Source organism: Sphingobacteriales bacterium (assembly GCA_016700115.1).
GTDB lineage: Bacteria > Bacteroidota > Bacteroidia > Chitinophagales > UBA2359 > UBA2359.
This window is the reverse complement of sequence record CP064999.1, coordinates 2,374,149-2,391,707: the sequence shown is the minus strand read 5'-3', so window position 1 is coordinate 2,391,707 and position 17,559 is coordinate 2,374,149. Positions and strand designations below refer to the sequence as shown.

Here is a 17,559-nt window from a genome sequence, read left to right as displayed (position 1 = left end):
AGAATGATTTTTATTTATAACCATTTTAATCCATCGGATTAGTGGTTTGACCCGATGGATTTGTTCTTAGTAAATATGATTAAACGGGAAAGATATTCCTCTTCAGCATGTACAAATTTTACTGAGTTTTTTCTATGGTAAGCCCTACACTGATAACCTCAGTTAGAGCATCTACACGCATGTTTTGTTCCAGTTCAAACTTATACTTACCAAGTTCAGGCATAATGGCATTTGATTGAATGGACACTTGTTGATTGATAATGCTTCCTGAGTCTTTTCCAAACCATTTGCCCGACTTATCGGCAAGCGGTAATTCTACACGACTTTCCATCTTTTTGCCGGATGGCAAAGTCGTGTGTACTTTCACCCACATATTGCTAAAGGCATAGTCGTTACTGTGTCGAAGGTTCAGATATAGGTTATAGCGAGAAACTGTATCCGATATTTCAGGTTCAAAAACCGGTATATTTTCATATTTCCATGTTCCTTCGGCCAGTTTAATATTTTTTTCAAATACTGTATTGGTCGAACATCCAAAAAACTGTAGGGTAGTTATAAAAAACAAACACTTCAGTATTGATTGCTGCATATTTTTTACCTGTAATTTATAGGTCAGTTTAATGAAACTTGAAAGCCATGACACCTGATCCTTCCTGAACCGGATTAGACCCAATAAATGGATTTTATAAAAAAGTAACTATGTAAATAAGCTATGAAATTATTCAGGGCTTATCTTCCGTGTTGTTATTATTATCGGTTTTATTGCGTTTTGTTAACACAACAGGGTTTTTGATTTCAGGTTTAGTGGCAGTGTTTCCCACATCCTGATCCGGTCTTCTTTTTTTCTTTTTTTTCTTTTTCTTCTTAAATTTATCAATGTCTTCCAAAGTTGCCTGGCCAACCAGGTCTTCAAATTTGGCAGCAGGGGCTGATTCAATTCTTTTCTTGGTGATTGTTTCGAGAGTTTCAGGAGGTTGTCCGTTTTTTATGAGTTGTTGAATTTGTTTTACTTCGTCAACGCTCAACATGACCGGCGGATTTGGCCCGGGGACAGTGTACCACATCAGGCGTTTAAAAATATCCGTTTTAATCAACACACTTTTACCTGCCTGGGTATAAAGCACATCAACATCTTTCGGAAAATCTTTTAAGGCATCCAAATAAGTATCCAACTCATAGTTCAGGCAACACTTTAATCGCCCGCACTGTCCTGAAAGTTTTGATTGGTTAATGGCTAAATTCTGATAACGGGCAGCAACCGTAGATACTGACTTGAACTCGTTTAACCAGGTTGAACAGCAAAGTTCACGTCCGCAAGTACCCAACCCTCCAATTCGGCTTGCTTCCTGACGCGCACCAATCTGACGCATTTCAATTTTTACTTTAAATTCTTTAGCAAACTGCTTGATAAGTTCCCGGAAATCAATGCGCTCGTCAGCGGTATAATAAAAAGTGGCCTTTCGTCCGTCCCCCTGATATTCAACATCTCCGATTTTCATATTCAGTTCTAACTGACGGGAGATCACTCTTGCCATGAGCATACTCGAAAATTCCTGTTTTCGGGCATCTTCCAGAATTTCGATATCTTTCTCGTTTGCGATCCTGATGATGCGCTTGATGTCGGCAGATGCTTCTGAGATATTTTTTTTTCTCAACTGCAAGCGAACCAATTCTCCACTGAGGCTAATCTGACCAACATCATACCCTCCTGTTCCCACTTCGACAACCACCAAATCGCCGGTATGGCAATCGAGGTTATTGGTATTTCTGAAATAAGCTTTTCTGCTGCCATTTTTAAAACTAACTTCTACGATCTTAAAACTATCTTGTTGTGCTGAAAAAGGCAAGTCGGAGAGCCAGTCATATACGTTCATCCGGTTGCACCCACCGGTTGAACAACCTCCGTTGCTGCGGCAGCCGCCGGGCTTACCGTTTGCCTGTGCGCCTGAACCGCACGAACCACATCCCATAATGTCAATGATTAAAATGTGAAAAATATGTTGAAGCAAGCAGGTTTTTAAACGAGCCTACCGATGTATTTACCTCTAATAGATTTTAGAGGCAATTGTGATGCAAATATAAACAAATAATCGTTGAGTATAGTGTGATTGAATAACCTGAAGATGAAAACATACACTGTGCCTGTTCTTAAAATTCAGCACAAAAAAATGTATCCGTCAAAAAGACTAAACTGATTATTCGGGGTATTCGTGTCTGACTACTTGCACTTCATCACAAAAGCGACAAATACTTGAGGCAATACCCGTATTGCGCCGGGTTCGTCCTGCAATCGCTTTAAAAACGGGTCCGCTTTTTATTTCATCACACTGCAGACATTCATTAAGCGATCCATCCGGGTTATGATAGGTCGTCAAATCGGGGTTCAGGCACTCCTGTAAGCAATGCACTTGGGTGTTTCTGGCATTATATGCCCAAATTTGAGCGCAGGGTTTGGTAAACCCTAATCCCTGAATACAGTTGACCAGCGAGTCGAAAGGTTTGGTAAAATTGGCAATAGCACATTGTCTTACGGGAGTTCCGATATCGAGGTCTTCTGCATATACCGATAAATCAGTCAATGTGGAGCATAGACCACATGCATCATAATGTGTTAGAACTGCTCCGGCTGATTTGGCAGCCGCCTCGTCAGAAAACGTTTCTAAACGATATAATCGTGCTGCCAGATTTTCGACAATTACCGCACAAACGGAAGGATTTTCTTCCGGCAACGCTTCGGTATATGGATCAGTGCTTAGTTCTTCAAAAGGAGTACTCAGAACCCATGTTTTTAGTGCTGCCAACTGCTGAGGGCTAAACTCTTTTGACGTAAAGTTTTTACACAAACATGTGGGGTTACACCTACTATAATCTAATCCGGTAGCCGCTATCGGTTGACCGAACATCGTACCATTGCATGGAATATCCGGTTCGTGTTTGCAAGCTGAAATAGAAAGTACAACATAAAAGACTAACAAAAACAGCAGGGGGGGAAGGGCTTGTTTTGATTTCATCTGAATATGTGTTAATGGTGAATGGCAAATGGTCAATTGTGAATGATTGTTGAGCCGGTCGAAACAATGCTCATTTTTGAGAGTCCTCCCCTTCTACTTTTTCACCGTTTGTTTTTCTTTATTCTTGCCTTGGTGTATGCCGGGTAGCATAGACAACAGGTCAATCACAATATGGTCGGTTCCGGGTACATTCTGCTTGGCGGCGTTTTTGGCCGATTTGTAGCAGGTAAGGGCGGCGGTCATGTTTTCTTGTCGAAGGGCAATGATGGTATCGTTGACTGCTTCTTCCAACGAGCGCAATTGCCGCAACAACGATTCGAGACGGGTTTGAACGTCATGATCATTTTCCCACGCTGTAATATCTAAATAGGGCACCCTTATTTCGGGATGATTGCGATAGTGCTCTAAGGCACGAACGACAAAGGAGGTAGAATTTTTGCCCAAACGCAGATACTTCGTTTTTTCGTCTCCCCTAAGGTTGATTAAAAAGGGCATTCGATTGATACAATTTTTGAGATCTTGCTTGGCAAGAACAAGCTCGGCTTCGGTAAATACCGGAGTTAAATTAGCGTAAGGCATGATTGGTTGATTTTATGGTTACAAGGTACATATTTAGCTTTTTATGTCAGCTTGTTTTGCCCGCAGATTTTCGCAGAAAATAGATTTTAATACATTTCGGGCATAGCTTATACTGAGTGATCCTATATCAACATCTGTTTGTGGAAAAGCGTAATGTTATTTCAAAGCCCCTTCCGCTACTTGAAAACCTATAATGGGTTTTTGGGCACAAAATCCCTTCCATATATCGCTTGTGAAATGGCAAAAAACATCTGTTTTTTTTAAAACGCTGCTTTTTCCACTTTATTATGTCCAAAACTTAATAAACATGATTAAGTGCTTAACTGAGTTAATTAAGTGTTTAATCTTCTTGGTTAAGAGTTTATCTAACTTTAATAAATGCTTAACAAGTTTGGTTAAGAACTTACCTAACTTTATTAAATGCTTAACTATATTGGTTAAATGTTTAACTGAATTGATTAAGTGTTTAACCTGATTGGTTAAATGCTTAACTGACTTGATTAAGTGTTTAACCTGCTTGGTTAAATGCTTAACTAATTTGATTAAGCACTTGATTGTTTTGATTAAATAATGAACCATTTTCGATGAAAAATGGGAGTTTTAGGGGAAATAGCGGGATAGGAGGGTATAGATATTAGCATTACCTGCACTACTTTGTATGGGTATATGCTGAAATCGAGGTAAACAAGGAGCGGGATTCTCCATTAAGACTGTAAAGTTTACTGCTTCGCCCCTTCCAACACTATCCGATGTTGATCGGCCAAGGCCGCAAGTTTTTGCTGCAACCAGTTTTTAAAATGATAGCGCATATCGGGCATCTCTAATTCGGTTTGCAGGCGTTGGAAGTTGGAAATATTAAAGTCATAGCGCATTTTATAGAGCTTTGGCAAAAAAGAGAGCAGGTTTTTCAGTGCTTCGTATCTAACAGGGGGCAATTCGTTGCGCCGTCGGGCAAGGGTGTGTTTTACACTGTCCAAGAGGTTGTAAAACGCATCGTATTCATCTATCTCGTAGTAGGCAATCAACATAAGCGGCTTGCCGTAAAAATATTCTTGCTCGTGAAACTTACTGTGGCTTGCCAAAAGCGCAATAGCGTCTTTGAATTTCCCCTCATTAAAACATATCCGGGCATCCACAAACATCAGCCAACCCTCTCTGATTTCGGGCAACAGATGAGATTGATAGTCGGCGATAAATTGTTGAAGCCATTCTTTGCCCTTTACCCAATATCCAATATCGGTTACGTTGTTAAATAACCAAGCGGGAATCTGCTCCCGGCGTTGTTCGTGAAGCGTTACATTGTGCAGATAGAGGTCTAACAACATTGTCTGCGATTGACTATGCGCATGGTTTTGCCGATGAAGATAGTTTGTCAGGTAGGTGTTAAACCTGATTTGAGAGTCGTTGCTCAGCCCGGTCTGATGTTGTTGGAGGAATTGAAAGAAATCTAAGAATGTATCCCATGTTGCATCGTGGCGGGCAAGAGCCGCTGCGTAGTAATCGCCCAAAAGTTGGGGATTGTCGGAATAATCAGAGGGTTTGAATATTTTCCATGCGGCTTCCATTTCACTTAAATTGTAAGGATGTGCCGTTGTGTTGAATTGCAAATTGAGCATAACCGCATACAAACGAAAGGTATAAGTCCAGAAAAAACAAAACAGGTTGTCCATTTTTTGTTGCAAGGCCTCGTTTCGCTTGTCTATGAATTGTTGTTTATAGAAAAGGTAATCGGTCAACCGGTCGTAATGAGTTCGCCATTCATAGTAATAGCCATCGGTAGCTTTGGTGCGCTCCAGTTCGTTGTGAATGGCGGCTATTTTTTTCTCTGCAAGGGTAAACATATTGCGCATTACCAACTCTTGGGCAATGGCCAGCTCTTGCCGTATGGGGGCAAGCAGCGAATTTTCCTGTGCCAAAAATCCCTCTGCCAACTGCATGGCATCTGAAATGAGATTGCGCAAAGTGGCATCGTGGTAGGGTTTTTCAGCCCCAAATATCTGTGTGTGCAGCAGTGTTTTTTCTACTTTTTTCTCTGTAAAATCGGGATATGCCGCTGCAAGCAATTCGCAAAAAAGGATGAGGTTCTTGCTTTTATTGAAGTAAGGCGATTGAGAATACTCCACAAATCGCTTGATTTCCTTTGCAGAAAAGGTTTTAAGCAACGGTATCAGTTTGGAATTTTTCATGTAGTCGGGCTGTATTGTCCGTACAATATTAAGGACTAAAGGCGGAAAGCTGCTACAAACGGACGTTTTTTTCTTTGTACTTGCTCTGAAACCTGCCGATGTTTGTAGCATAAAAGCAAAACGCCATTATTTACCCATCATCTTTTAGCTCTCGATCATGAAAAAATTAGTCCTTGTCTTTTGCAGCATTTGTATTGTAAATTTTTGTTCCGCTCAATCTATTACAGGTGTTTGGATTCCCATTAATTGCTATGCCGTCATTGAAGGCATTACGCACGATATGACGGAAAGTGTTATCAAATTCGAGCCGGAGGTGGAATACACAAACGATGGAAGGGTTATCAGCGCACTCTCTCAAGGCGAGTATGGAGAAATGTTTGAAACCACCTATCAACACAAAGGCAGTGAATTATTATTAACCAACGTTCACACCGGCGATGTTATCATCATGCACATTTCCGATTTCTCCGACACTTCCCTCACCCTCTCCAACGAATTGGAAGGCACAAAAGTAGTTCGAAGCTATCGAAGGAAGTAAATTCTTTTTTCTTGCTGAAGATGCTTTCACTTTTCGATGCCCCTTTTCTTTTACTTATTTTCTACAACATCTCCCATCTATGAGAACGATACTATCCACTCTTTCCCTTTTTATAGCAGTAAGTTTCCAAATTTTTGCCCAAGTGCCACAAGGCATCAACTATCAAGCTATAGTCCGAAACGAAGCCGGACAGGTCATTACCAATCAAAACGTCTCCTTTCGCCTGTCGGTCAGGCAAAATGAAGTATCCGGCACAATACAATATCAGGAAGAACATAACACTACTACCAATGCGCATGGGCTAATCAATCTGCAAATAGGCAATGGTAACGTACTTAGCGGAACATTTAACGACATTACCTGGGCTGACGGACTACCCAAATACCTTCAAATAGAACTCGACCCAAACGGAGGAACAAACTATATCAATATGGGTGTGCAGCAATTGACGAGTGTGCCCTATGCGATGGTGGCCGGCAGTGTTTTGGGAGGAGGCAGTGGCTGGAACTTAGACGGCAATGCCAATACAGACCCTGCCAGCCACTTTATCGGAACAACTGATGCACAACCCTTGCAGTTCAGGGTAAACAACCTTCCTGCCGGACTATTGAGCGATTTAAATACTGCCTGGGGTGTTAATGCCTTGCCCAATATTACTTCAGGCGTGTTTAACGAAGCAGTTGGAACAAACGCCCTCATCAACAACACATCAGGCAACAACAATGTAAGCATCGGCACCAACAGTCTTTACAATAACAACGCTAATCATAATACTGCAATCGGTAGAAGTGCGCTTCAAGCCAATACATCGGGCAATTCTAACACCGCCATCGGAGTACATGCTCTTTTTCAAAACACCGAGCGCAGCAATTTGGTAGCCGTTGGCGACAGCGCTTTGTTTCACAACGGCACAAATGCTACCGAGTTGTTTCACGGTGCTGCCAATACTGCCTTGGGCAGCAAGAGTTTGTTTTACAATACCATCGGCAGAGATAACACCGCTATCGGGTATATGTCGCTACATAACAACACAAGTGGATATGCCAATACTGCAAATGGGGTACTTTCTCTTTTTAACAATACCACAGGCATTGACAATACTTCCACTGGATATCAATCGCTTGCCCTAAATACCACCGGCGTTTACAACTCGGCAACAGGGTCTGGTGCTTTACGGGAAAATACAACCGGTAATTATAATACTGCCAATGGTTTTCAGGCACTTTTCTCAAACACTACAGGTGAATTCAACACAGCTATTGGAACCAATGCACTGCTTTATAGTACAACAGGTCGAGGAAATACCGCCGGTGGATTTGGGGCACTTTGGGAAAATACAACCGGAAATAACAATAGTGCTTTTGGAAGAGGAGCTTTAGTAAGCAATACCACCGGTTACAGCAATGTAGCCATAGGCGTAAGCACTTTGTCCAGAAGTGTGAACAGAAGCAATAATGTCGCCGTTGGCGATAGCACCTTGTATAACAATGGCTTTGGCGTTGCTTCCAATGCTACTTTTGAAGGCACACAAAATACGGCAGTAGGAAGTAAGGCATTGCTCAACAACACAACAGGCTGGCAAAATACAGCATTTGGCTATCATGCATTATACAATAATGTAACCGGAACCGGCAATACGGCTATGGGCATAGCTGCACTTTATGCCAATACCAATGGTGCGGGCAATGTAGCCATTGGTTTTGGTGCGTTAGGCGCTAATACAAGCGGACAGCTCAATGTAGCTATTGGAGATGATGCCCTGTATGGCAATAGCACCGGTTTTTACAATACAGGGGTAGGCGTAAGTTCTGGCGGTAATGTTGCCGGTTTAAACAATTCGGTAGCGGTAGGTTATGCCTCGTTTCCGAACAACAGCAATGTGGCTTTACTGGGCAATACTACCACAACTTGCGGCGGTTTTAGCAATTGGAACAACTGGTCCGATGGGCGTTTTAAAATAAATGTACAGGAAAATGTAGTCGGTTTAGCATTTATAAACGTTCTTCGCCCTATCACCTACACTGCCGATATGCACAAACTAAATGCTTTTATTTACGGAGATAAAGCCCAGGAATACGAAACCAACCTGAAAGAAATTATTCAACAACGGGCCGGCGAAATTCAATCGGGATTTATAGCGCAGGAAGTAGAAGCTGCCGCCCAACAAACGGGTTATGTGTTTAACGGGGTAATAGCCCCCGATAATCCCGATAACCAGTACTACACCCTTAGTTATGCCGCCTTTGTGGTGCCGTTGGTAAAAGCCGTACAAGAACTGAATCAAATGATAGAAACTCAAAACACCACCATTTCCCATCTGCAACAAAAAACCGAAAAAATGGAAGCCGAGTTGCAGCAAATAAGAGCTATGCTGACAGGTACTAAAAATTAACCAACCCATCATCACGCAACTATGGAACGAAGAGACTTTCTACTTAAATCAAGTATGCTATCGGCATTTGGACTTTCAATGCCATTTTTGCCGGTTATCACCACAAAAGACAACCCTTTTCAGCAGGTTTTGTTGCCCGCCCTGCCGCCTTTGGAGCACAACAACGGTTTGCAAATCAGAGTTTGGGTGCGCTCGGCTATGACCAATGGAATGTATTCAAACGTTGAATGTGCTGTTGGCCCTAAGTTGATGGGACCACCTCCACACTATCACAAAGAATTGGATGAACTGATGTATGTGGTTGAAGGCACAGCAAATGTTTTAGTCGGCAATGAAGTGGTAGAAGTTCATGCGGGAGGATGGCACTTGCGGCCACGAATGCTGAAGCATACCTTTTGGAATGTTTCTGACAAACCCCTGCGTTTTATAGATATGTATTTCAATCAGCCTTTTGAAGAGTATCTGGAAGAAATTTTTCACAAACTGACACCAAACAATGGCTATCCCGATGGATCAGAACGGAAAAACAATGCGATTATGGCATTAAACGAAAAATTTGGACTGATTTTTCCCGATAACTCTTTTGAAGAGATGGAAGATATTAAGCGGATGTATGGGTTAAGTTAGCACGGAACAGAACGGATTTTAGAACGAAATACCCTCGTAAATATCAGTCAAATTTAATTGTATGCCCAGTATAGGCAGCGGGATGGTATCAGATAGTTGAGTATAAATATCGTCTTCCCAATGTTCGCCGTCGGGTAGTTTGCGGTAAACATCCACAAAAACGGTATCTGTATCCACCAACACGTAATATTGTAATGTCGGAATTTTTTTGTAGCGCAAAAATTTATCAACCTTATCATACAACTTAGTTCCTTCCGATAATACTTCTACAACCAAAACAGCATTAGTTATAAGTAAATCATCAGGGTTAATACCCTCTTTAGAAGCAACGCAAATATCGGGGTAGGTGTAATCTTTTTTTGACTCGATTTGGAGTTTTACGCTTTCCATAAAAACTTCAAAGTTGCTGTTTTCTAACGCCGACATTAAAGCAAAGCAAAATTTAAGTGTGATTTTGTTGTGTTTCAATTTAACTCCGGGCATAGCTATAATTTGACCGTCAATAAATTCGTGTTTTATTTCAGATTGCAATTCCATTTCCCAGTATTCTTCAAAAGTGTAGTGTCTTTGAACAACCGCATTTTCCATAATTTTCTGTTTTACAATTACAAAAATAAACAAACTCTGCAAAACTAACAAACATTACCATTCAGTAAATTCAATCACCCATTTTTATGAAACACTTCATTTTCTTAATTGGTTTTTTCTTGGTTTCCAAATTTGCATTTGCAACCAACTTCTACGTAGCCACTACCGGAAACGACAACACCGGCAACGGAAGTATTAACCAACCTTTTGCTACCCTCCCACGCGCAATAGAAGAAGCCAATCCGGGAGATATTATTGAGCTTCGCGGAGGCTTTTATATCAGCCATGAAATTAGAATCAACAAAAATAACCTCACCATTCGCAGTTATCCGGGAGAATATGCGAGTTTGATTGCCATCACCGAAAATCCTGATATCGCCAGTTGTATTTGGTACAATGATCCTGAAACAACCGGGGGATTGCTTGAAAACCTCGAAATAACCGGTGGGTACTATTATGGACTTAAGTTTGAAAGCAACTGGGATTGGGATAATGGCATCCCCTTTGCCGACAGGCGGGGAGTGAGCAACATTACAGTGCGCAACTGCCATATACATCATACCGGACGTGACGGCATTAAACTCACCCCTGCCAGCAACAACATCACCATCGAAAACTGTCAGATAAGCTATACCGGCGTGGGTCCGGGCGCTGCTGCCGATTACAACGCCGAAGGCATTGACAACGTAAACGCCAACAACATGATTGTGCGCAACTGTTATATTCACCATACTGCTACCACAGGCATATATGTAAAAGGCGGGGGCAGAAACTGTCTGATCGAAAACAATACGATAGAAGATGCCGGTGAAGGTGGAATTTATCTGGGTTTTTATACCGATGCCGAATGGTTCGATACCGATTACAACCCAGATTATTATGAAAACATCAACGGGACGGTGAAAAATAACTACATCATCAACACCCAACACGCGGGACTTGGGATATTTGGCGCAAAAGATGCACGGGTGTGGAACAATACCATCATCAATGCTGCCCAATCGGATGTTTACGCTGCCTTAATGATTGCCCCAAGCGATGTATGGGTGAGCGACAGCTATACAGCTACCCCGCCCAATAACAACGTGTCTATCCAAAACAATATCTTTACCCAAACCCAAAATTCCACCATGCCAATGGTGAGAGTAAGAGAAAACGCTTTGAGCGGAACAGTTACCTGGTCTAACAATTTGTACTATAAAAATGGCAATAGCCCTGTTTTTTTAAATGACAACATCACTTGGGAAGACCTCACGTTTGAACAGTGGCAAACACAAACCGGCCAGGATAACAACAGCCTTCAAGCCAATCCGCTATTTGATGAGGTATTACATATTCAGGCCGGAAGCCCCTGTATTGATGCCGGAGTTGTATTGCCCGGAATCACCACAGATTTTGAAGGGCAAATCCGCAACGGGATTCCCGATATTGGTGCCGATGAATATGGCATCAATTCAACTGCAACTTTTCCAGAAGTTTCAAATTCAGCGGAATTGGTGAATATAATTGGCAATACGCTCTTTATTACTGCTCAATTCCCTGTCTCAGACAATCTCTTTGTGTATGATATGAGTGGCAAACCGGTTTTCTCCATACCCATTCAACTTCAACAAGGAAGCAACTATATTGAGCTATCGGAGTTGCCTGCCGGTATTTATCTCCTGCATCTCGCTAAAGCAGGGATAGCTGTAAAATGGGGACGAAGATAGGGAGCAAGATTTTTATCCTTTAAAAAAAACAGGGCATCAGTTTTTGTATTGATACCCTGTTTTTTCTTTGTAAGCAGCAACTGATGATGAAAGCCGGCCGGTAAAATTTTCTTTAGTAACACATTCGTATTATCGAACTAACCTCACAAACACCAGAAACTTTCCTTTATACTGAATATAGAAATTAAAATAAGCCACCACAAATTGACTTTGCACTTAAAACAGCTACTTTTGCATTCGATATCACCCTATTATCACATTTAAAGCAAAAGTAATTAAAACCTGCCCGATGTGAATAAGGACAAAACGCAAATAATGCCCATTTTAACCTTTTGCAACTCAACCTTGGACTGATTGGCATAAAACTGCGATAACCTGTTTCGTAATATTTGCAACACAACAACATAACAAAATCATGAACATCGTTATTACCAATTTTGAAGAAGCGGGTATGCCGCAGGAAATGGCCGACAACTGCTGTAAACTGATAGCCTGGCGCATAGAAGATACCTACGATGCCTTACCTGCTGAAGGCGATGATATTACCATTCTCTATTCCGAAACAGACCCTTTGCAGGAAACAGATAAGGTTGATGACAGTGCCTTCTTTATATATTTCGATGTGGTTAAAGTAGAATCAGTACCCGATGATACGAACCCCGATAATGCGACTGTTTACCTTGAACTTGTTTTCTAAACCTTTGGTTTTACCTGTCTTAAAAGAGGTTAGATAGAGTTTACTCTCCAAATTACATTGCTTTCCAATAAGATATCCGCGAAAATCTGCGTAATACCCGGGAGTAAATCGAGCTAATATACCGATAAAGCAAACAACCTGCAATTACAAAAACCAAAACAGCCCCCAAGTTTTCTTTGGGGGCTTTAAGCGTATGCCCATAACGTTAGATGATTGTTCAGATGATTTAATCTGACTTTATTACCCAATAACCTATCGGGTCCCAACAAATAAAATTCAACCACAAACAAATTCCTCAACCAAAACCGACCTACTTTTGCACTCAATATTCAGGAGTTATCGAAATCATCATGCCCCGAAATCCACTCAATACCTCTAAACCACTCTTGCAACTTCAAAAGCAATTGAACGGAGAGTTGTATTTTGACAAAACCATGCGCTCACTTTATGCCACCGATGCTTCTGTCTATCGGGAGCTTCCCTTGGCCGTAGCCTTGCCCAAAGACAATACCGATATACAACATCTCATTGCCTTTGCCCACCGTTACAATACTTCCCTGATACCTCGTGCCGCCGGAACTTCCTTAGCCGGTCAATGTGTTGGCAGTGGTATAGTGGTTGATGTGTCTAAACATTTTAATCAAATTCTCGAAGTCAATGAAACTGAAAAATGGGTCCGGGTTCAACCCGGTGTTATTCGCAACGACCTGAACTATTACCTGCAACCCTTTGGCCTGTTTTTCGGACCCAACACCTCTACTTCAAGCCGTGCTATGATTGGCGGAATGGTGGGAAACAATTCTTGCGGTTCCTACTCTATAGTCTATGGCACAACCCGCCAACATGTTCTTGAACTTAAAACCATTCTCAGCGATGGTTCAGAAGTAACCTTCGGGCCGATTAGTCGTGCCGGTTTCCGTCAAAAAGCTATTGGCAGCAATCTCGAAAACCAAATCTACCGCCAAATTGCCGCCGACCTCAGCCGCCCCGATGTGCAACGAGAAATTCAAGCACAATTTCCACATCCTGAAATACACCGCCGCAATACCGGATATGCCCTTGATGAACTTCTTAAAAGTAACCCATTTGATTCATCCGGGCCTGATTTCAATTTTTGTCAGCTCCTTTGCGGTTCTGAAGGTACTCTTGCTTTCATCACTGAAATTAAACTAAGCCTCTCCCCGCTTCCACCTAAAGAACAAGTATTGCTTTGCGCCCATTTCGCATCGGTAAACGAAGCATTGCATGCAACACTTGTTGCCATGGAACATCAACCCAGAGCAGTCGAACTGATGGATAAAATTGTGCTGGACTGTACCAAAGACAACCTCGAACAACAAAAAAGCCGCTTTTTTATTGATGGCGACCCTGCCGCTATCCTGATCATTGAGTTTGCCGCCGACAACCTCGATGAAGCGACTCAGCAAGCGGAAACGCTCATTCAACATTTTAAACAGGAAGGATTTGGATATGCCTTTCCATTGGTCTATGCGCCTAATATCCAAAGGGTTTGGAAACTTCGCGAAGCAGGACTTGGGGTGTTGGCTAATCTTCCCGGTGATGCGAAACCGGTTGCGGTCATTGAAGACACTGCTGTTCGCCTTCAAGACCTGCCGCAGTATATCGCAGATTTTACCAAAATTATGGACAATTTTGGGCAAGAAGCCGTTTATTATGCCCATGCCGGAGCCGGAGAGCTTCACTTACGCCCTATCCTAAACCTTAAAGATCAAAGACATCGCATATTGTTTAGACAAATTGCAGAGGCTTCGGCAAATTTAGTCAAACATTACGGCGGCTCTCTAAGTGGTGAGCATGGTGATGGCCGGGTAAGGGCTGAGTTTATTCCTTTGATGGTTGGTTCAAAAAATTATCGGTTGTTTCAGCAAATTAAACAAACCTGGGACCCTCATCAAATATTTAACCCTGGTAAAATAACAGGTGCTTTGCCGATGGATACCAATTTGCGGTATAGCCCGGGGCAGGATACCCCACAATTTAACACCCTTCTCAATTTTGATGACACAGAAGGTTATCTGAGAGCGGCCGAAAAGTGCAACGGTTCGGGCGACTGCCGGAAATCTCATCTTTCGGGCGGAACTATGTGTCCCAGTTATATGGCAACGCGAAACGAACAAGACACCACCCGTGCCCGTGCAAATATTCTCCGAGAAATTCTGACTGCCGATGAGGTTGGTCGCGCAAGCAATCCATTCGACAGCCGCGAAATATATGAAGTGATGGATTTTTGCCTTTCCTGTAAAGGTTGTAAATCTGAATGTCCTTCAAATGTAGATATTTCGGTTTTAAAAACTGAATTTTTACACCAATACTACAAAACCCACAAAATCCCGTTGCGTTCAAAGGTTTTTGCAAATATTGGAAGCTTAAACAATTTGGCAGCCATCATGCCGGCAATCAGCAATTTTTTTCTGTCCAACAAAATGACAGGTTCTGCCATGAAGCGTTTGCTTGGCGTAGCTCAAAAACGCCAACTTCCGCGCTTACATTCGGTAACTCTAAGAAGCTGGTTTAAAAAAAATGCGCTATCCATCCAAAATCCAAAAGGGTTAGTTTATTTTTTTGCCGATGAGTTTACCAATTTTAACGATGTGCCGGCAGGCATCAAAGCCATACAATTATTACAGATGCTTGGTTATCAGGTGCTAATGCCTTCCCATGCAGATAGCGGTCGCGCCCATATCTCAAAAGGTCTCTTGCCTAAAGCTAAGGAGTTTGCGGATCAAAACATACAAATTTTTCAAGACCTGATTACCCCCGAAACCCCTTTAATTGGGTTAGAGCCTTCGGCGATCCTTTCATTCAGAGATGAATATCCTAAATTGGCAAGCCCACACCTAAAGGAAATCGCTCAAAAAATTGCCGCAAATACCCTGTTATTCGAAGAATTTATTTGGAGAGAGGCAGAAAAAGGGAATATTGTGCCGGAAAATTTCACCCAGGAACCAAACCATATCCTTCTTCACGGTCATTGTCATCAAAAAGCCCTGTCTTCGGCAGATTTTTCTGCAAGGGTGTTGAGTTTGCCTCGCAATTATTCGGTTCAGGTAATTCCTTCGGGATGTTGTGGCATGGCAGGTTCGTTTGGATACGAGGCTGAACATTATGAAGTTAGTATGCAAATCGGCAACTTAGTGCTGTTTCCCGCAATCAACAAAGCCCATTCATCAAGTTTAATCGCTGCTCCCGGAACAAGCTGTCGTCATCAGATCAAAGACGGTACCGGAAGACAAGCACTTCATCCTGCCGAAATCCTGTTTGATGCGTTAATAATCCCTGCTTAATCACTTTTCAGAAACTTCATTGCAGAAAAAGCTCCTGCATTGAACTTCGAAAAACAAACAGATCACAATTTGTAAAAATCTGCTTAAATTTGCTTAATGTAGTTTCTATGTTAATTAAGTGCTCTCCATTTTTGGATGGTCTTTCTTATCGAAAACATTAACCATTAACCCTGTTCTGTTTTATAAACCTTACTTCTGTTAAATACGGGTCAAACCATTGACTTTGCAAACCAATCAATAGCATTTATGAAAAAACTCCTGCTCATGTTTTTTTGCTCATTGTTTGCAACAAACTGTATTGCCTTTAACTTTTATGTTTCGCCTTCAGCATCCGGAGCAGGAGATGGCAGTTATGACAATCCCTGGCAACTGCAGCAGGCTTTTAATTCTCCCGCTGCCATCAACAACCCTACAGATACTGTTTGGATTTGGTTAAGAGGAGGAACTTATACCAATATGTTTAATAGTCAAACGTCATTTAGTTGTTTTACCAACGGTACCGAAAATGCGCCAATCATATTCAGAAATTACAACAACGAAAGAGCAACGATTGACGGACAATTGCTTTATACTCTGGCTTTTAGTCTCGGCAATTGCAGCTATACCTGGTTTTGGGGAATAGAAGTTGTAAATTCTGACACCTCTGACCGCGACCATTCAAACATTAACCGAATGGGAAATATTTTTTGCACAGCCGAAAATATAAAATTTATCAATCTAATTGTCCATGATATGGGCAGCGGTTTGGATTTGTGGAAAACAGCTACAAACTCAGAAAGCTATGGTTGTATCATATACAATATCGGCAATAATTTGCTCAACGGAATAAATTGGGAAGGTCATGGGCATGGGATGTATCTGCAAAATGATACCATCGGCATCAAAAACATCCACAACAATCTTGTGTTCAGCACTTATGGGTTTGGCATCAGGGTTTGGCAAACCACCACAACCGATGCTATTGGTAATTTTGATATACGCAAGAATATAGTCTTTAATGGTGGTGCGGCTTCCGAAAACCTGGGAGGAGTTGGCAATAACTCCAGAACACATAATTTTTTTGTAGTTTCTAATAGTGTCAATAACCCTATCCGCAATACCGTTATTAAACACAATTACACATTTGCCGGCACAAATACTCCCCGCCCTCCCGTAAATGCTTTCGGGTTAAATTTCGGAGTCGAGAATATGGTCTTAGACAGTAATTACCTGACTTGTCAAACAAGATTGGGGTTCAATAATACCCCAGTATTTAATGCCTTTGTTTCAGGCAATCAAATTATAGCCGGTATTCCCGCTGTGTATGGTTATTATCTTTGGGGATTTAATGAAACCCATTATCCCCAAAACACCTATTTACCCGTAGTGCCGGATTCCGGATTGGAGTATTTTGTTTTGCCAAACAAATACGAAAATGGCCGGGCGCATATTGCTATTTATAATTGGGGAAGTGCTGATTCGGTGCAAATAGATATCTCGAATACGGGGCTACAGCCCGGTGAGGTTTATGAATTGGTCAATGCGATGGACTATTACAACGATATCATTACCGGTACATTCCCCGCAAACGGCGTGATTACCGTTCCGATGACCGGACATACATTTGCACCGGTAATTGGTTCTTCTAAAGCCCCTGTATCGCAATTTCCGGTATTTGGAGCTTTTATCATCAGAAAAGCAGGCTGTTCTTTTTATCCGGTGATTAGTGGCAGTACTTCAGTTTGTAGCAATGAACCACAAATTTATTCCGTCCCGGAAATTCCGGGTAGTAGTTACATTTGGACTGTTACCGGAGGCAACATTGTATCAGGGCAAGGAACTTACCAAATATCTGTACTTTGGAATAATGGAATAGCGGGAACGGTAAACATAATTCAGGAAACACCCTGAGCTAAATTTGGCGGATGGCTTCAAGCTATCTTTATTG

Annotated in this window: 13 protein-coding genes; 7 read left to right on the top strand and 6 right to left on the bottom strand. The window is 41.9% G+C overall.

Annotation, left to right across the window (positions count from 1 at the left end; all coding sequences use genetic code 11):
- Positions 1-118: 118 nt before the first annotated feature.
- The 5 genes from IPM47_08510 to IPM47_08490 form a co-directional block, all read right to left on the bottom strand.
- On the bottom strand, positions 119-589 hold the full coding sequence (locus IPM47_08510; GenBank protein QQS30946.1) for a gliding motility lipoprotein GldH: 471 nt from the start codon (positions 587-589) through the stop codon (positions 119-121).
- A gap of 133 nt (positions 590-722) precedes the next feature.
- Entirely contained in the window at positions 723-1,970 is a 1,248-nt protein-coding gene (locus IPM47_08505; protein QQS31426.1) for a hypothetical protein, read from the bottom strand.
- Between the two features lie 225 nt (positions 1,971-2,195).
- On the bottom strand, positions 2,196-3,011 hold the full coding sequence (locus tag IPM47_08500) for a hypothetical protein (GenBank protein QQS30945.1): 816 nt from the start codon (positions 3,009-3,011) through the stop codon (positions 2,196-2,198).
- A 93-nt stretch (positions 3,012-3,104) separates the two neighbouring features.
- Positions 3,105-3,590 (bottom strand): hypothetical protein, encoded by a 486-nt coding sequence (locus IPM47_08495; GenBank protein QQS30944.1) that lies wholly within the window; start codon positions 3,588-3,590, stop codon positions 3,105-3,107.
- Positions 3,591-4,309: 719 nt separating this feature from the next.
- Positions 4,310-5,887, bottom strand: coding sequence for a hypothetical protein (locus IPM47_08490; protein QQS30943.1), 1,578 nt, complete (start codon positions 5,885-5,887; stop codon positions 4,310-4,312).
- A gap of 46 nt (positions 5,888-5,933) precedes the next feature.
- Here IPM47_08490 and IPM47_08485 point away from each other — a divergent pair, with 46 nt between their 5' ends.
- The 3 genes from IPM47_08485 (at position 5,934) to IPM47_08475 (ending at position 9,333) form a co-directional block, all read left to right on the top strand.
- Positions 5,934-6,314 (top strand): hypothetical protein, encoded by a 381-nt coding sequence (locus IPM47_08485; protein QQS30942.1) that lies wholly within the window; start codon positions 5,934-5,936, stop codon positions 6,312-6,314.
- 79 nt (positions 6,315-6,393) lie between these two features.
- Positions 6,394-8,706, top strand: a complete 2,313-nt coding sequence (locus tag IPM47_08480; protein ID QQS30941.1) for a tail fiber domain-containing protein — start codon at positions 6,394-6,396, stop codon at positions 8,704-8,706.
- Positions 8,707-8,727: 21 nt separating this feature from the next.
- Positions 8,728-9,333: a cupin domain-containing protein gene (locus tag IPM47_08475; GenBank protein ID QQS30940.1), complete on the top strand. Its 606-nt coding sequence runs from the start codon at positions 8,728-8,730 to the stop codon at positions 9,331-9,333.
- 18 nt (positions 9,334-9,351) lie between these two features.
- Here the strand turns inward: IPM47_08475 and IPM47_08470 are convergent, their stop codons facing one another.
- Complete coding sequence (locus IPM47_08470; GenBank protein QQS30939.1) at positions 9,352-9,921, bottom strand: Uma2 family endonuclease; 570 nt, start codon at positions 9,919-9,921, stop codon at positions 9,352-9,354.
- 86 nt (positions 9,922-10,007) lie between these two features.
- On the opposite strand from IPM47_08470, the gene IPM47_08465 reads away from it, so the two are divergent.
- From IPM47_08465 to IPM47_08450, 4 genes are all read left to right on the top strand, one after another.
- Positions 10,008-11,630 carry a right-handed parallel beta-helix repeat-containing protein gene (locus IPM47_08465; protein ID QQS30938.1) on the top strand — a complete coding sequence of 541 codons (1,623 nt, stop codon included), beginning with the start codon at positions 10,008-10,010 and terminating at the stop codon, positions 11,628-11,630.
- A gap of 415 nt (positions 11,631-12,045) precedes the next feature.
- Positions 12,046-12,327, top strand: coding sequence for a hypothetical protein (locus IPM47_08460; protein QQS30937.1), 282 nt, complete (start codon positions 12,046-12,048; stop codon positions 12,325-12,327).
- 350 nt (positions 12,328-12,677) lie between these two features.
- On the top strand, positions 12,678-15,632 hold the full coding sequence (locus IPM47_08455) for an FAD-binding protein (protein ID QQS30936.1): 2,955 nt from the start codon (positions 12,678-12,680) through the stop codon (positions 15,630-15,632).
- A gap of 246 nt (positions 15,633-15,878) precedes the next feature.
- Positions 15,879-17,522: a hypothetical protein gene (locus IPM47_08450; GenBank protein ID QQS30935.1), complete on the top strand. Its 1,644-nt coding sequence runs from the start codon at positions 15,879-15,881 to the stop codon at positions 17,520-17,522.
- Positions 17,523-17,559 lie beyond the last annotated feature (37 nt).

Excerpts from the sequence above, each read along its gene's own strand:
- IPM47_08510 (QQS30946.1), bottom strand. The coding sequence starts at position 589 with ATGCAGCAATCAATACTGAAGTGTTTGTTTTTTATAACTACCCTACAG.
- IPM47_08505 (QQS31426.1), bottom strand. The coding sequence starts at position 1,970 with ATGGGATGTGGTTCGTGCGGTTCAGGCGCACAGGCAAACGGTAAGCCC.
- IPM47_08500 (QQS30945.1), bottom strand. The coding sequence starts at position 3,011 with ATGAAATCAAAACAAGCCCTTCCCCCCCTGCTGTTTTTGTTAGTCTTT.
- IPM47_08495 (QQS30944.1), bottom strand. The coding sequence starts at position 3,590 with ATGCCTTACGCTAATTTAACTCCGGTATTTACCGAAGCCGAGCTTGTT.
- IPM47_08490 (QQS30943.1), bottom strand. The coding sequence starts at position 5,887 with ATGCTACAAACATCGGCAGGTTTCAGAGCAAGTACAAAGAAAAAAACG.
- IPM47_08485 (QQS30942.1), top strand. The coding sequence starts at position 5,934 with ATGAAAAAATTAGTCCTTGTCTTTTGCAGCATTTGTATTGTAAATTTT.
- IPM47_08480 (QQS30941.1), top strand. The coding sequence starts at position 6,394 with ATGAGAACGATACTATCCACTCTTTCCCTTTTTATAGCAGTAAGTTTC.
- IPM47_08475 (QQS30940.1), top strand. The coding sequence starts at position 8,728 with ATGGAACGAAGAGACTTTCTACTTAAATCAAGTATGCTATCGGCATTT.
- IPM47_08470 (QQS30939.1), bottom strand. The coding sequence starts at position 9,921 with ATGGAAAATGCGGTTGTTCAAAGACACTACACTTTTGAAGAATACTGG.
- IPM47_08465 (QQS30938.1), top strand. The coding sequence starts at position 10,008 with ATGAAACACTTCATTTTCTTAATTGGTTTTTTCTTGGTTTCCAAATTT.
- IPM47_08460 (QQS30937.1), top strand. The coding sequence starts at position 12,046 with ATGAACATCGTTATTACCAATTTTGAAGAAGCGGGTATGCCGCAGGAA.
- IPM47_08455 (QQS30936.1), top strand. The coding sequence starts at position 12,678 with ATGCCCCGAAATCCACTCAATACCTCTAAACCACTCTTGCAACTTCAA.
- IPM47_08450 (QQS30935.1), top strand. The coding sequence starts at position 15,879 with ATGAAAAAACTCCTGCTCATGTTTTTTTGCTCATTGTTTGCAACAAAC.